The organism is Bdellovibrio bacteriovorus, from assembly GCF_001592755.1.
Classification (GTDB): domain Bacteria; phylum Bdellovibrionota; class Bdellovibrionia; order Bdellovibrionales; family Bdellovibrionaceae; genus Bdellovibrio; species Bdellovibrio bacteriovorus_E.
The window spans coordinates 67733-82800 of sequence record NZ_LUKF01000007.1 but is presented as its reverse complement, the minus strand read 5'-3'; the positions used below and the strand labels follow the sequence as shown (position 1 = coordinate 82800).

Here is a 15068-nt window from a genome sequence, read left to right as displayed (position 1 = left end):
AAAAATAAAAAATTTCCTGAAAAATAAAAATAAAAGAAAAAATCTGGACTCGAGCAGTTGCTATTTTTTTCCGAAAAGTTTGGTGGAACCTTGTATCGCAAGTTCCGTTTATTAATTTAACAGGTGCACGGATCGCGCCTTATGCCAATGGATGGCAACTTTTCACGGAGGAAGAACTATGAAGCACGGAGGATAGAATGGGATTAAGAATCGGTACCAATGTGGCAGCGTTGAATGCACAAAAGAATTTGTACATGACGCAAATCAACTCAAATCGTTCAATGGCAAGATTGGCTTCTGGAATGAGAATCAATCAAGCAGCGGACGACGCCGCAGGTCTTGCGATCAGTGAAAACCTCAAAGGACAAATCAGAGGTTTAAGACAAGCCAATAGAAATGCCAACGACGGTATCTCTCTTGTGCAGGTCGCAGAGGGCAGCTTGAACGAAGTTTCAAATATGCTCATTCGTTTAAGAGAATTGGGTGTACAAGCTTCGTCTGACACGATTGGTGAAACAGAAAGAAAGTTTTTGGATGTTGAGTATCAACAGTTGAAATCCGAGATTCAGCGTATCACTGAAGCGACAGTTTTCAACGGTTACGAATTACTTAACGGCACAGGTGGAATGATTGATATTCAGGTCGGCGTAAACAACGACCCTTTCCGTGACAGAATCAGCTTTAACTCTGGTGCTGCCAACGCCTCTGTAGATGCCTTGGGATTGACGGCTGAATCAGTAGGTACAAAGGAAGGAGCTCAACTGAGCTTGGATGTGATCGACCAGGCATTGACTTCGGTGAATGCGATTCGTGCAAACTTTGGTGCGCTACAAAATCGTCTAGTATCAACATCAAACAACTTGTTGATCGCGGATGAAAACTTGTCAGCAGCCAACTCGCGAATCCGAGACACTGACGTTGCCGCCGAGACTTCTGAGATGACAAGAAATAATATCTTGTTGCAGGCAGGGGTTTCTGTACTGGGTCAAGCAAATCAGTCGCAACAATTGGCACTCAAACTTTTAGGCTAATTGTCAAAATATATAAGTTCATAAAAGGCTGCTCCTTCGGGGCGGCCTTTTTTATTTTTATCTTACTTCACCATTGATCTCGAAAGCTCTCAGTGCAAAAGTGAAATACAGCAAGGAGAGCTTTATGAAATTCGTACTGGTGTTGTCGATCCTATTAGGGGCTTTTTCTTCTCAGGCTGAAGTGGGCTTTAAAAATGGAAATGAGCGCACGGCGGTTTTATCTCAAGGAAATATCTATGTTCATTGCCACGCTAGTGGTGGAGGTCCATCTTCAGGGGCATTTCGTTGCAGTGAGGAGATTTTGCTATCGGGGGAGTATGACTATTTCGTGGGTCCCGCAGGTGTTGCTGGTGATGAAGTGGTTTTAACGGCACGTCACGAAGATGGCTCACAACGAACGAAAACTGTCGACTATGATACCAACAAAGGAAAAAGCAAGAAGCAGATCAATCTGTGGATAGCGACTTTATTGCAACGTCCTCTTTTGAATCCAGGAAAAAATAATCTGACTTTCAAGATCACTAAGAACGGTAAAACGACTGCATCAGGTGAATTCATCGCCAACGTCAAAGACGGAGGTCGTAAAGTTTGTTCCCGTTCGGCAACTTATTGGTCCAACAACTCTAACGACTGCCAAAACGGTGGAAGTTTCTGCCAGCGTTACTTCCGCGAAAACAACTACTGCCTTTAAAAATTTTGGGAAAGAGGTTTTTTGATCCTCTTTCCCAGATTCTTATTCCCAGTCTTGGTCGTTTTGGGCTGTGCTGATATCCACTGTTTGACAAGTTTTTCCACGGGCAGCCATTTCCGCATGAATGAACATGGACTCATCACCGTACACAATCAGTTCGTTCCCATTATCCAACTTGTAAATTTCAGTTAGAACGTAAGAGGTTTGCTCTGTGGCACTGGTTATCTCTTCGGGCTGACCTTTTTTATTTCGAAGGATTTCGTAGTCTGTAACGGAAGCCGCATCAGATAAATATTGAACGATAGCTTCAGACGCCGCTTCAAGGCACTGTGCTTTTTTCGGTGAAAGTTTGCTGTCCGCTTGTGCGAGGGACGCTGTTAGAAGAATAGTTAGAACGAAGGCTTTTTTCATAGGATCTCCTTTAATTGTTTTTTCAATGTGACGCTGTGTAACAAGACTCTGGATGAAAGGAAACTCCTTAACAGGAAACTTGTTATTCGATGTTTGAATTATGGAAACTCATGGAGCAAGGCGCCTTTCAACGCCTTTTCAATTAGAGGATTTAGCCCTAGGTGGATTCGAATCTTGTTGAATTACTAAGGGCGGAAAGGCACCTAATGGGAATGAAATTCGTTTTAGCTTTTATTGTGACATGGGCTCTGCAAGCGCAGGCGGCCTGGGACCTTAATGACGTCTCTTACCTGATGCCTTTACCGAAAGAGGCTTCCGCAAATGGTCTTTTAGGAACTCAAGACATGGGTAAAGGGGGAGCTCTTTTAACAGCTTCCATGCTTGAGCGTATGCCTCCGCTAGCTTTGCACATGAACCGTGAACAAACGGCCCAAGCCATCAAGGTTGTTGCCGTTCGTATCGATCCTTGTTTTCCACTGCCCACTCCGCAATCCTGCCAAAAACAAATTCGTCTTGTATGGCAGCCTTTCGAACTCACTCGTCGTGGAACTATTCAATCCGTCGACGCCGCTGTTCACACGTTCTATGTTTTGACGGACGACGAATTTAAATCTTTGTTGAAAGATCTGGCGGCTTGGAAGAAAAAATATCCTGCAAACACTCAGTACGTTCCGTTGCAAGTGCACCCAGCTTGGGCGAATGAAGGCGATCAAAGTGCTTCTTTGCAAGACTTCAATGCGGTTATCAAAAAGTATGCGGGCCTAGGAAATATTTCACGTGCGACGGTGATGGTTTTGCGCGGAGCCGGTGATATGTGGGCGTTCGCGGGTTTTTCTTATGAAAATGGAGCCATGGATATGTTCCCGGTTCCTCGTTTGAATGGTCGCACTTCCCAGGCTTTTGTGAACACGGCGATTCCTTTTGATCATTTTTCTGGCGGAGGAATTTCTCCGGCTCCCAAAGGCGCAAATACTTTTAACTATCTAGTCGCTGAATCAGCACGTTTGGGTGAGGGCACTGAAGAGATGATCCGCAATGAAGTTCGTGCGGCTTTCCGAGTTGAAAACCCGAAGAACTTCAATCCTGAAAACTTGGATTGCGTGAGTTGTCACGTAGCTCAACCTGCGATTCGTTGGGTTTTAGACAACCGCTCTGGATTAAAAGCGGATCAGTTGTGGGATTCAGAGATCTATAAAAACGTAAAATATGATCTTAAGAATGTAACGCCTGATATGTGGAATACTCGCATGATTCGTGGTTTCGGTTATTTTAACGAACATGTGTCCATCAGTCAGCGTGTAATCAATGAGTCTGCGGAAGTGGCAGATATGTTGAATCAAGATTACAACCTAAAAAAAGGCCGTAAATAACGGCCTTAGTCTTCAATTGCTTGCGTAAGATTTTCCCAAAGCACCGGACTTAAAAGCTCTGAGCCAATCATCATCACAGGCTCAGCGTCTTTTGCGCGGCCTTTTTTTGCCTCTGTCGGTAAGTGTCCTGTTCCACCATGCTTATCAAACCAAGCTCTGCGCATAGCTAAAGAGTTTGAAACAAAAAGGTGAGGGTAGGCCTCAAGCTCCTTTTTATTCGCACGACCGTATTCAAAGGAACTTAAAACAGCGAATTTTTTCGAAGATTCAATTCTGTCCAGTCTTTGGAATCCAAGTTCTGCCAGGTACTTAAATTTCTGACGGCCTGGGGTCTTGGAAGTGAATATCAAATCTAAGTTTCCAGAAAGGAAATTGGCTTCAAGTTCATTCAGATCGAAAATATCTAGAGTGATCTTTTTCACACCCACTTCTTCAAAGCACAAGCGAGACGTATTCAGAGCAAAATCAGAAAGTCCCTCTAGGGTTCCGATGTGCAGCTCACCCACCATTTGATTGTTGCTGATGCCTTGAAGCTCGGTTTCCAGACGACGGATGGACTTTTCAAAAATTTCGGAAAGCTGAAATGCTACTGTCGTCCATCCCGATTTTCTTTTGGCAGAACGATCTAGAAGAACGATTTTAAGTTCGTCTTCGATTTTTGCAATAATGCGTGAAAGCTGTGGTTGACTTAAACCCACGTGTAAAGCGGCGGCAGACAGATTCTTAAAGTTAACGGCTTTGGCTAAGACACTAAGTTCGTAATACAACTGCTGCATTCTGGCCTCACATTAAGGTTTACGAATATAATTAAGAAATGAAATCATGCCCAAAAGACCCGCGATGATATAACCCACGAAGCTCATCATCGGAATTCCAGCGATATGTCTTCCGGTGTCGTGTACAAAAATATACGACGAACTTAAGATCAACGAGCCGATGATCAGACCTAAGAAAAGTAAATTCGATGAACTTTCAACAGAACGTTTGAGTTCTTTGATCTCTCCCACTTTTAAGCTGAAGGAGTGTTCGGGGCTATTGATCTTTCTTAAAAAGAAATTCAACTGGCGCGGTAAAGAATTTAAAAATGCTTTGGACTCTCGAGCCATTTGAGTCATGTCGTTCATGACTCTTTCAGGTCCGAACTTTGTTTTCGCAAGCTCTCCAGCAAACTCTAAAGAGTACTGAAGGAAATCAAAGTCCTTATGAATTTTGCGGCCCATGCCCTCAATTGAAACAATGGATTTGAAAAAGAGCATGAGGTCGGTGGGAACATGCAAGTGGTGTGTCGCTGCGATCCCTGATGATTTCATCAGGATCTTTCCCAGATTGACGTTTTTTAGCGTTAAACCGAAATACGGTGCGATCAATTCTCGCAAATCTTTGGCGAAAAGATCGATGTTCACGCGATCCGTAAACGGAGCTAAATCCACGTACTCATAGGCAAGGCGCTCGTAGTCTTCTTTAGAAAGAGCTAAAAGCATGTTTGCAATAGACGCTTGAGTGCGATTGTTAAGACGGCCAACGACACCGAAATCAATCAAACCAATGTGATTGTCAGGCATAATAAAGAAATTCCCGGCGTGCAAATCGCCGTGGAAAAGCCCGTCTTCGAAAACCATTTTCAGATAAGCTCGAAGGCCTCTTCGAATGACTTCGTTAGGATCGATGTTTGCTTGTTGTAAAGCGCCTTCCTGGCTTAATGGAATTCCTGCAAGGGCTTCCATGACCAGAACTCGTTCCGTCGTATAATCTAAATAAACTTTCGGGATTTTGATGTGTTCGCTGCCCGCGAAATTTTCTTGAAAGCGACGGATGTTATTGGCCTCAACCACGAAGTTTGTTTCTAAATCGAGGGTGCGGAAGTATTCATCGACGATGCCCACCGGATTGTAAGGGCGAGTTTCTGGGATGTATGTCACCAGCAAGTCTGCTAGAAGATAAAGAACATTCAAATCATCGTTGATGGTTTGAATAATGCCTGGCCGTTGCACTTTGATAACAACGTCTTCACCTGTGGCCAACCGCGCTTTATGAACCTGGGCGATACTTGCTGAACCCAGAGGTTCAGGATCAATGCTTGCAAATCTTTGATAAAGAGAACTTCCAAATTCTTCACGAAGAACGGTTTCAACAGTTTCAAATTTGAGGGGTTGAACGCGATCGTGAAGCTTTTCAAACTCAGTGACGTATTCTTCGGGAACAAGATCGGGGCGACTTGCTAAAAGCTGGCCTAATTTTACGAAAGTGGGACCTAGTTCTTCAAAGCTGATTCTCATGCGCTCTGGCATCGAAAGAGCTTCGATGTCAGAGCTTGAGTTCAGGCGCTCGATAATGAATTTACCGAGTTTTACCTTTTCCGCGACCTGATGAAACCCGTGCTTTGCGAACACCCCGACGATCGTTCGAAGTCTCGCCGCGTTTTTTAGTGTTTTGCCGATCTGGCTTCCGGTCTTTAAGGCTGTCACTATTCATCTCCGAATAGTTGTCATTATCACGAAGTTTAGACTGTTCGGCAAACATCAATTTCTTACTGAGCTTGGGCTTGTCTTTAGCAGAGGTGTCGTCGTTGGGACCACGATATCTCTCTGGACCAAGGATCATGTTCAGTAGATCTTGATTCGGTCCACGCTGTTCATCGTCCTCACGTGGCTGCGGTTTAAATCCATGGGCTCTTTCCGCTTTTTCAACTTTGCGAGCTTGCCCCTCACGTTCTTGGCGGGTGTCTGCAAAAAATCGGGAAGACTGCTTCTTCGGATCTTTCTTAAAGCCTTCTTTTTTGAACGGCTTTTCATCGCGATCTCGTTTGTGATCACGATCGCGATCACGTTCGCCGCGACCTCGGTCACTACGTTCACCTCCGCGCTCTTTACGGCCAGAAGCGGACTGTTTTGGACGATTATCTTCTCTTCTTCCGGGGCGTTGCTGACGATTTTGATCGTGAAGTTTTTTAAGAAACTTGTCAGCAGACACTTCGGCATCGGTCATCTCTTCATCTTCTTCTTCAAGCTCGACACCTGCAGGAAGGAAGTTGATTTGACCTAGTTCTGGATCGGCGGCCGCGACTTGAATGCGAATCATGTCACCGATGCTGTAACTAAAGCCGGATTTTCGCGCTACCAAGCGCAGATTTTCTTCGTCGTATTCGTAACGGTCTCCGCCTAGATCATCTAAACGAATCAAACCATCGACATCATATTCGCGCAGAAGAACGAAGACACCGAACTTGGCGACAGAGCTGATCATACCGTCGAATTCCTGCCCCACGAACTTTTCCATGAAGCGGGCTTTTTTAATAGAATGAATCTGTCTTTCTGCTTTTGTTGAACGTTGTTCAGCCGCTGAAAGAATTGTCGAAGCAGATGACAAGTCATCCTCGCTCATTAAGCGATAGCGTGATTGCGGCATCACTTGATTCTTAATGAGTCGGTGAACGATCAAGTCAGGATAGCGACGAATCGGTGAGGTAAAGTGAGTGTAAAACTCAAAACCCAAGCCAAAGTGGCCCACGTTGTTCATACTGTACTTGGCTTGGCTCATCGATCTTAATGTCAGGATATTCAGGATCTGAGCTTCAGGACGGTTTTCAAACTCTTCCAAAGCTTTCGTAAGGCGCTTTTGCAACTTACCTTGGTTCAATTTCACCTTGCCGCCGAAGTTCGCCAGGTATTTCTCTAAAAGAGCAATCGCCTGTTCATTCGGTGGTTCATGGATACGATACATTGCAGGGATATTGCGACTGGATAGGAATTTTGCGACCGCCACGTTCGCAGCGAGCATCATTTCTTCGATCAAACGATGTGAAAAAAGGCGCTCGGAACGTTGAATGTCGACAGGAACACCTGCGCCATCAATAACCAATTCTGTTTCTGGAATTTCTAGATCTAAAGAGCCTTCTTTAAATCTCTTCGCCATCAGGATCTTAGCTAAGTCTGCTAAAAGAATAATGTTTCCTTTAACATGACTGAACTTTTCGATGTCCGCCCCATCGATAATTTCTTGCGCTTCACCATAGGTGACTCGCGCTTTACTTTCCATCACGGCTTCATAAAATTTCGAAGTTTTAAGTTCGCCGGTGAAATCAAAGAGCATTTCCGCAACTAAACACAGGCGGGGAACGTGAGGATTCAACGAACAAAGTCCGTTACTAAGAACCTCTGGCAGCATCGGAACGACATAATTCGGGAAATAAACGGAAGTGCCGCGCTCGTAAGCGTCTTTATCAATGGCACTTCCAATTTTTACGTAGTGGCTGACGTCGGCAATTGCGACGTAAAGAAGAAAACCTTCTTCTGTCGTTTCTACATAGACCGCATCGTCGAAGTCTTTGGCTGTGGCTCCGTCGATAGTAATCAAATTCTTGTCGCGAAGGTCGACACGGCCTTTGAAGTCTTTTTCGTCTGGAAGTTCGCTAAAGTGGGAAGCTTCTTCAAGCGTCGCTTTGGAAAACTCTAAGGGAATATTATTCGAACGGATGACGCGTTTAATATCAGTCAAAGGATCTAAAGCGTCCCCGATAATTTCAGTGACTTTGCCCGTAAAGGTTTTTCCTTCGTCAGGATAAGTCAGGATCTCGGCCGCGACCAATTCTTTGTCTTTGGCATTTAATGAGTCTTCCAGCTTGATCTTAAGGTCTTGGCCCCAGCCTTTGCCTTCATCGCGGATGGCGCCAACTCTGTCGTTCATACGATAGAAGCGGCCGACAACAGTTTTAGTTCCACGATTTAAAACACGGATGATTTCGCCACGGAAGCGTTCAGTGCCTTTTTCAGGAAAGACTTCAACGGCTACTTTGTCGTTGGTCATGATCCCTTCCATCGAGTGTCGAGGAATGTACACGTCAGGATGTTCAGGGTCGTCAGGAATAAAGAATCCGAATCCGTCGGGATGTCTTTTGATTGTGCCGTTGAGGAGTTTTTTCTTTTGCATTGTCTAGGCTTACTTCCTTTTCTTTAGGGTAGCACAAGTTCCCAATCGGAAAAGGAGTTTCTTGTTTGTCTTTCGTTCTTGTCGCAGGACCTTCCGAAGACTTTCAAGAAGAGGCGTTGTAATAAAAAAAAAGGACCTCTGATGAGGCCCTTTTGTGTGGCAAAAGCTATTTTAGAAGCTTGCGATCGCGCCGAGCGTGATCATGCTGGCGTCTTTCTTGCTGTTCGCGTTTCCATCTTCATCAGCGAAAACATCTTCGTCAGCTTGATCCATGCGATATTCTGCATAGACTTTGAAGTTTTCTGTCAAAGCGATCTTATCAGTCACGGTCAAAGAATTCACCTTGTCAGCGTTTCCATAAGTAGCCGCTGTCACAGGATCAACAAGTTCATTGGCGCCGCGAACCATTTCGTAACGTAGTGCCAAGTTGTGTTGGTTCAAACCATAAGAAAGAACAGCACTTGTTGAATCTGCCCAGTGCGCATGTTCGCCGTCTGGAGTGAATGTGCGTGAATCATAAGTAATAGCTAAAGAGAAGTTATCAGCAAATTTATAAGCGGCCCAAACGCTCGATGCCGATTTTTCAACTTTCGCAGTCGCTCCAGAGTCTGTTCCTAAATAGTATCCACCGAACCAAGTAAGACGACCAAGAACACCCGTTGCAGAAAGCTCTGTGGTTTTTGTTGGCGCATAGTCATCGCCCCAAGCGCTGTAAGTAGATTGGTTGTAAGTAGAAAGCGTCGCTGTCAACCAGTCGCCCGCGATGTAACGAAGACGTAAACCCTCTCCGTATCCTGGAACGATAGATTGGTAAGCGATTGTATTATTATAAGTAGAGTTCTCTGACTTTAATAAAGACTCATAGCCCATTGTTGTTAGGAAGCGACCAAACCCAATGTGAAATTGAGGAGTGACTTTATAATAAGCTTCGATTTGATCCAAAGTTCCTAAATTATACGTCGTTTTAGTTTCGGGAGCCGCTGTAGTAACTACAGATGTTGGAAGATAAGCTAAACGAGCCAAGAAGTTGATTTGATCTGTTTCTTTTTTTAGAAGAATTTGAGCCGAATTAAGACGATAAGTTTCATTCGTTGCCGCACCCGTGTTTGGAATGCCGACATTTTTTGTAGACAAAAAGTTATAATCAAATGCCACCTCACCGTTGACGGTGATTCCGGCAAGGTCTGCGGCGTGTGCATTTGCACCCGCAATTAAGCATCCCAATAAGACGACTCTCAAAAGTTTCACATGAACTCCTTTATATAGGTTCTGAGTATTTCAGTGCTGAAAAGGATATGACCTAGGTCTAGTTTCTGTAACGTAAAAAGATATAAACTAGACCATGATCTAGTGCGCCAACTCTAAATTGAAATTTCGCGTCAAATGTCCAATTTCGCAAAATAAATTGGACCAACAAACGGTAGCGGAATCGCATCACTAAAAATTTTTCGTGGAAATTTTTGAACACGGTTCTTCGCGATGAAATCCACAACTGTTGCGGATTTCATCGAAATAAAAAGTTCGAAAAAATCACATCAAAAAAAAGAAAAAAGTAAGAGCACGACCTGTGGATTTGAAACCACATGAAGAAACTTATTGATGAGTTTTTCGGTGATGAGGAAAGGCTCGTAAAATTTTTGTTGTTGATCTTGGACTAGCTCATCATTAGCATTTTTTATGTATACGGTTACAACTTTTAATGGATTTAAAAGAGTTCTAAGATTGCAACGAAACGAAAGGATGCAACAATGAAAAAACTTTTAGTAATGGCAGCTGTGACAGTTGCGGCTACTAACGCGTTCGCGGGTATCAAACTCGTTGTACGTTCAGATTACAACAACACTCCAGCTTATGATGCGGCTGACGGCGCAGAAACGGCAGGAACTTCACTTTTCCAACCAAACGTAGCTCGTTTGTACCTAACTGGCATGGTTGGTGACGCTACTATCGACGCTGGTTTGAACCTTCGTTCTTTCGTGGCTGATCCTACATTCCCAGGTGGTGCTCAAAAAGTTATGACTGTTGATAAGTTTGTTGAGCATTTGACTATCTCTAAACCAATGGACAACTTCACATTTACAGCTGGTAAAATGTGGATGAATGTTGGTGGTTTCGAGCGTCGTGCTTTCTACGATGGCGATACTTACCTTACTTCATTGGCTAATGGTGGCGAAGGCGGCCGTCTTCTTGGTGCGACTCCTGGTTCTGAAAGTGAAGGTGCAGTTGTAACTCCTGAAAATATGTCTGGTGTTGCTGCTGCTTACACTATCACTCCAGATCATAAAGTTGAGTTCCAATTGGCTAACCAAACAAACTCAGACAGCGAGCTTTTGACTTCTGTTAACAAGCGCCACACTATGGGCTTGGCATATTGGGGTTCATTTGCTGATAAAATGGTTCAAACTTACTTGAGCTACACTATCGGTGCCGCTGACACAGTTGCTGCTGGTCACGAACAAACTTTCCTAGGTGCTGGCTTCCGTTTGGCTCCAATGGAAAATTTGACTGTTGATCTTGAGTACCTTGCTAACTCTGATAAAGAGAACGTAACTGACACTAAGTCTGAAACTACTTCTACTTTCGTAGAAGCTCGTTACAAAATGGGTATGTGGGTTCCAGTTCTTAAGTACGAAATGTCTACAGACAAAGTTGCTGACAACGATAACTTCAAACGCAATGCATTCGCAGTTGCTTTGGAAATCGTACCAAAAGCTGAAGATGCTTTCCGCTATCACGTAGCTTACACTTCAATCAAAGACGATTTCGAAGCTCCAGCTGCTGAAGATACTACAAAAAACATCATCACTGTTGGTTTCAAATACGTTGGCGACATCGTTAAGTAATTGAAGCTTCACTCATGTGAAACTAAAAAGCCCAGGGGAACCTGGGCTTTTTTTATTTGTGCATCTTTGATTTAGAACCCGTCGGTTGTTCCAACCTTGGCTCTGGGTTCATCTTCATTATCAAATGGAATGACTTCTGCGGCCTCCGTAGGCTTCGCTACTTTTTGCGGTGGTTTGAATTTTATTACCTTTGAGCCCGCCGCCTGTGTCTTTGGTTTTTGTTTCTTAGATTCAGTTTTTTCTGCAACAGTTTCTATCACTTCCGTCTGACCTGTTACATAGCCATTTAAGTCTTTCACCAGTAGCTGCATTTGATTGGACTGAGACGAGATCTCTTCGGCTGTCGACGCAATTTCTTCTGAAGAAGCGGCATTCGACTGAGATCCCTGATCCAATTGATTCATGGCTTTATTAATTTGCTGAATACCTGTGGTCTGTTCAGAACTTGCAGCAGATATTTCATTATTCAGATCCGACACTTTCTTGATCGAAGTGACGATGTTATTTAAGACACTCCCCGAACGGTCCGCGATCTCGGTCCCATTTTCAATTTTTTCTACAGAGTCTTTAATAAGGCTTGTGATGTCCTTTGCCGCTGATGCCGATCTTTGGGCCAAAGTACGAACGGCATCGGCAACCACGGCAAAGCCTTTACCTTGCTCGCCTGCACGGGCAGCTTCAACGGCCGCATTTAAAGCTAATAGGTTTGTTTGGAAGGCGATGTCGTCGATCACGTTGATGATCTCTTCAATTTTCTTCGAAGATTGAGAGATGTCGTGCATAGACGTGACGAGGTTCTTAATCTCGCGTTCACCATCTTCTGCCGCTGTACGAGATGTCACAGCCAGACTCGCAGCCTGTTTGGCGTTGTCTGAATTCAGTTTCACCATCGAAGTCATTTCTTCTAACGAAGCTACGGTTTCTTCTAGAGAAGCCGCCGAGGACGTTGAAGCCTGGGACAGACTTTGTCCGGCCAAAGACAATTGATTAATAGCTTGGTTCACTTGCATCCCGGCATCCGAGAGCTTGTTAACGACGCTGCTCACACGTTTGCTTAAAGCGTTTGCGACAAATAAAAGGATACAGAACACGAGTGCAGCAGAAGAACAGCCAATGACGGCCAACCAGGTGAGAGCGTTCTTCGTTTCCGCTTTCTGAAACTCGTTCTTCTCTTTAGCAAGCTTTTCGTAAAGAGCGATAATTTCGCCCGCTGTTTTTTTGATTTGGGTTGAGTGGGCTAAGTAAGGACCACCAGTCATTTGCTCGCGGGCTTTAAGAAGGTCTTCATCCGAACCTTTTTCCAGCACGTCGATAAACTTATTCACCTCGGCAATGTATTCACCATTGAGGTGCTTCATGTTGGCGTAGATATCTTGCTCGCCAGGCTGAAAAGTCGTGTCCTCATAGTCGGCAACGGCATCTAGATATTCTTTCACGGCCACGCGGGCCTTTTTGACGTAATCTCCACGATGCTTCGGAACATCTTTATTGGCCATCGAGCCCCAAAGGTACTGACCGATGCGTGCTCGTGCTCCTTCGATATTATCAACTGCTTTTAAGTTGGGAATGATATTCACATAGGCGTCATTCAGCAGGCCGCCTAAAGAAGAAAAGCTAGCATAAGAGATATAGCCAAGCGCGATGAATCCGAAGAGGGGAATCACTGCAGAAAAGAATAACTTACCTTTGATACCGCGAAGCCAAGATTTCATTTCAACCGACCTGTTTTATGTAATTGGTTTACTGAGGCGCCCAATTATCTCGGTTAAAAAATGGAAATGCTTAAGGATGTTAGTAGGGGAAACGAAGGAACGAATGTCTTAGAAAGAGACGTTCATATTTATCAAATAATATTAGCGAGCACCAGTGTAAGTAGAAGTCGTAGCAGTTTTAACAACTTGAGTTTGAGTTGCAGGAGGATTTGTGTGGCTGAAACGACCACCAAGATCTTTATGGTCACATTTTGTACCTGCGAAAGAAGAAGCTGCTGACAAAGTGATGATTGCTGCTGTGATGATTTTTGTGATTGTCATTTTGAACTCCTTCGTAACAAGTTGTATATCTATCCCTAGTGCGAGGAATGTGCCAAAAAATGTGACTTGCTTTGAGAACGCTTGAACGAGGCTTCAAACACTTAGAAGTTTCGATTCTCAGAGTGAGATCACAGTGACAGACGGTGACCGACATCGCGCGCCACTGTATAAGGAGTAGTCGATCTTGAAGTCGCTGTATTCGTCACTAGGTTTGCTTTTGATCGCCATGTTTTCGATTCAGTTCGGAGCATCTTTTGCGAAACAACTCTTCCCACTTGCTGGCGCTGCCGGTGCGACGGCCTTGCGCGTTTTCATTTCAGCTCTAGTACTTTCTGTCGTCGCAAAAATTTGGAAACATAAGATTTCCAAAAAAGAGATTCTTCCCATCGCGGCGTACGGAATCTCCCTAGGCGCGATGAATCTTCTCTTTTATTTTTCGTTAGAAAGAATTCCCCTCGGCATCGCCGTCGCCGTTGAATTCGTCGGACCTTTGAGCGTCGCTTTGTTTTCTTCAAAAAAGTCCTGGGATATTTTGTGGGTGGCTTTAGCGGGCGCAGGTATCTACATGTTACTGCCGGTGGCTTCTTCTTCAACCGCGGCACTTGATGGCCTAGGCGTTTTCCTCGCTTTAGCCGCAGGCTTCTTCTGGGCGCTTTACATCGTCTTCGGAAAAAAGATTTCAAAAGCTACGGGCAGTCTTCAGACAACAAGCTGGGGCATGTGGTTCGCCGCTCTAGTGACGGTCCCCGCAGGCTTCATTTTCAACGGAAAACAAATCCTAGATCCCTCGTTACTACCGATGGGCCTAGCTATCGCTCTTCTCTCCAGCGCCATTCCCTACTCACTAGAAATGAAAGCCATGACCAACATTCCCACTAAAACCTTCGGCATCTTGATGAGCATGGAACCGGTGGTAGCCATCTTCGCAGGCTTTGTGATGCTAAATGAATCTTTGACTCTGACTCAATCAGTAGCGGTGGCATGTATCATCGCCGCTTCGGCGGGGAGTACGGCTACTGCGAAGTAGGTTGGTTAAGTTAAGCCAGCTAATTCGCTAAGCTAGGTTCTAATCCTCTAAAAATCTAAATCCCGTGTTTCTAAGATTAGAACTTAAAAACGCTTTCCAGCAGCAGGAAATATAAAGAAAACCCCGGCCGAGAAGACCGGGGTTTGGTATTTTTTGAAATGCTGAATTAATTAGTAAGACAATTCGTGGTGAACTTTCAAACCACGGATTTGATTGCTTGGAAGTTGGGCTTTGAACTCTCTGATTGTTTTAGTAAGTTCTCCCACTAGTTGACGAGATTTATCCAAATCAGCTGAACGATCGATCTCTTTACGAACTGCTTCGGCAGTTGTGATAGTTTGTCCCAATGCACTCATGAGGCCATTGGTATTTTCCATATCACTGATTTCGTCCTGCATTTTTTCCATTTCTTTGATTTGAGTTTCGATCGTGATCAAATTCATATTGAGTTCCGCAGCGTCCAATTTTCCAGGAATATTCATTTCACATTCCATACAACGGTCACTCGCTGCAGCTGCTTCAGCCGCCGCAATTTTACCTTCAGTGATCATCAAAGAGATGTCATCCACCTCTTCCGCCATCGCTTTAACAGAACCCAAAACCATAATCACAGCCATCGCCAACAAAACACGCTTTTTCATAAATTCTCTCCTCGTGGATTTTATCCAATTCAAAGAAATGCGAAGGCTGTACCCACGCTAAAAAGAAATAGGAAGAGTTTCAGTGTTTAGCAAAA

13 protein-coding genes are annotated in these 15068 nt (G+C 44.4%); 5 read left to right on the top strand and 8 right to left on the bottom strand.

The features are described 5' to 3' along the window. Positions 1 to 197: 197 nt before the first annotated feature. Together AZI85_RS06295 and AZI85_RS06290 are read left to right on the top strand one after the other, a co-directional pair. Positions 198 to 1031: a flagellin gene (locus AZI85_RS06295; protein ID WP_063243291.1), complete on the top strand. Its 834-nt coding sequence runs from the start codon at positions 198 to 200 to the stop codon at positions 1029 to 1031. Positions 1032 to 1155: 124 nt separating this feature from the next. Beyond that, positions 1156 to 1722: a hypothetical protein gene (locus tag AZI85_RS06290; protein WP_063243290.1), complete on the top strand. Its 567-nt coding sequence runs from the start codon at positions 1156 to 1158 to the stop codon at positions 1720 to 1722. A 42-nt stretch (positions 1723 to 1764) separates the two neighbouring features. On the opposite strand, the gene AZI85_RS06285 is transcribed toward AZI85_RS06290, so the two are convergent. Further along, positions 1765 to 2133, bottom strand: a complete 369-nt coding sequence (locus AZI85_RS06285) for a hypothetical protein (RefSeq protein ID WP_063243289.1) — start codon at positions 2131 to 2133, stop codon at positions 1765 to 1767. A 206-nt stretch (positions 2134 to 2339) separates the two neighbouring features. On the opposite strand from AZI85_RS06285, the gene AZI85_RS06280 reads away from it, so the two are divergent. Further along, a complete protein-coding gene (locus tag AZI85_RS06280; protein WP_253720878.1) occupies positions 2340 to 3503 on the top strand; it encodes a hypothetical protein in 1164 nt (387 codons plus the stop codon). 5 nt (positions 3504 to 3508) lie between these two features. Here AZI85_RS06280 and AZI85_RS06275 read toward each other — a convergent pair whose 3' ends face one another. From AZI85_RS06275 to AZI85_RS06260, 4 genes are all read right to left on the bottom strand, one after another. Next, positions 3509 to 4279 carry a LysR family transcriptional regulator gene (locus AZI85_RS06275; protein ID WP_063243288.1) on the bottom strand — a complete coding sequence of 257 codons (771 nt, stop codon included), beginning with the start codon at positions 4277 to 4279 and terminating at the stop codon, positions 3509 to 3511. Between the two features lie 12 nt (positions 4280 to 4291). Then, positions 4292 to 5893: an ABC1 kinase family protein gene (locus AZI85_RS06270; protein ID WP_253720877.1), complete on the bottom strand. Its 1602-nt coding sequence runs from the start codon at positions 5891 to 5893 to the stop codon at positions 4292 to 4294. After that, positions 5841 to 8429, bottom strand: a complete 2589-nt coding sequence (gene rnr / locus AZI85_RS06265; RefSeq protein WP_063243287.1) for a ribonuclease R — start codon at positions 8427 to 8429, stop codon at positions 5841 to 5843. The genes AZI85_RS06270 and rnr overlap by 53 nt, the downstream gene beginning before the upstream one ends. A 171-nt stretch (positions 8430 to 8600) precedes the next feature. Beyond that, entirely contained in the window at positions 8601 to 9677 is a 1077-nt protein-coding gene (locus AZI85_RS06260) for an outer membrane beta-barrel protein (RefSeq protein WP_155723946.1), read from the bottom strand. 500 nt (positions 9678 to 10177) lie between these two features. On the opposite strand from AZI85_RS06260, the gene AZI85_RS06255 reads away from it, so the two are divergent. Continuing rightward, on the top strand, positions 10178 to 11272 hold the full coding sequence (locus AZI85_RS06255) for a hypothetical protein (RefSeq protein ID WP_063243286.1): 1095 nt from the start codon (positions 10178 to 10180) through the stop codon (positions 11270 to 11272). A 71-nt stretch (positions 11273 to 11343) separates the two neighbouring features. Here the strand turns inward: AZI85_RS06255 and AZI85_RS06250 are convergent, their stop codons facing one another. Together AZI85_RS06250 and AZI85_RS06245 are read right to left on the bottom strand one after the other, a co-directional pair. Further along, the gene (locus AZI85_RS06250; RefSeq protein WP_063243285.1) at positions 11344 to 12984 is read right to left on the bottom strand and encodes a methyl-accepting chemotaxis protein; all 1641 of its coding nucleotides are present in this window, start codon (positions 12982 to 12984) and stop codon (positions 11344 to 11346) included. A 141-nt stretch (positions 12985 to 13125) separates the two neighbouring features. Next, positions 13126 to 13305 (bottom strand): hypothetical protein, encoded by a 180-nt coding sequence (locus tag AZI85_RS06245; RefSeq protein WP_063206204.1) that lies wholly within the window; start codon positions 13303 to 13305, stop codon positions 13126 to 13128. A 184-nt stretch (positions 13306 to 13489) separates the two neighbouring features. Here AZI85_RS06245 and AZI85_RS06240 point away from each other — a divergent pair, with 184 nt between their 5' ends. Continuing rightward, positions 13490 to 14332, top strand: coding sequence for an EamA family transporter (locus tag AZI85_RS06240; RefSeq protein WP_063243284.1), 843 nt, complete (start codon positions 13490 to 13492; stop codon positions 14330 to 14332). A 170-nt stretch (positions 14333 to 14502) separates the two neighbouring features. Here AZI85_RS06240 and AZI85_RS06235 read toward each other — a convergent pair whose 3' ends face one another. Then, on the bottom strand, positions 14503 to 14973 hold the full coding sequence (locus AZI85_RS06235; protein ID WP_063243283.1) for a hypothetical protein: 471 nt from the start codon (positions 14971 to 14973) through the stop codon (positions 14503 to 14505). Between the last annotated feature and the right edge of the window lie 95 nt (positions 14974 to 15068).